Consider the following 668-nt stretch of genomic DNA (forward strand, 5'->3'; position numbering starts at 1 on the left):
GGCAACCTTCAACGCTGCGGCAGGACAGGTTATGTTTAGCCCTGATACTACCACCCCTGCGTATATTCATATAGTTAATAACTCTACTAGGGCACAGGTAGGGGCAAATGAAGGGCAGTATATAGATATTACCATACCGCGTATGGATACCATCGCATTGGAAATATCTGATGCATATATAGCGACTATGGCTGATGCGGAGAAATCGCTGGCTAAAGTTGATATGGCACTAGAGCGGTTGAACCACGAACGCTCAAGTATCGGAACTATGATAAACAGGCTGGAATACACGCAACGGAGTATCAGCATAACGAGACAGAACACCATAGCGGCAGAATCACGCATACGCGACCTAGATGTAGCAGCAGAGTCATCGGCATTTACTAACAACCAGATACTCGTGAACGCAGCAGTGGCTATGCTAGCCCAAGCTAACCAATTGCCACAACTGGCGCTACAACTGATAGGAAGATAATAGATAGAAAAGATAGCCCATAGTGGGAGCTTGTGTTTAGTTGACAATATTTTTTAAGTTTGTCATGCGCGTTAATTCGCGGTTTAGATAGTAGTTTGTATAGTTGATATGCCCAGTGCATTCAGTATGCTTTCATCTCCGATGAACTTTAACTCTGATTGTTTCCCCGTCAATGCAGTCTGGAACACTATAG

Annotated in this window: 1 protein-coding gene; it reads left to right on the forward strand. The window is 44.3% G+C overall.

What is annotated here, in order from left to right:
• On the forward strand, window positions 1–475 hold a 475-nt coding region (locus AC1MDJ_RS08330; protein WP_479690447.1), incomplete at its 5' end, for a flagellin.
• Window positions 476–668: the final 193 nt, after the last annotated feature.

It is taken from the genome of Candidatus Termitispirillum reticulitermitis, assembly GCF_054655775.1.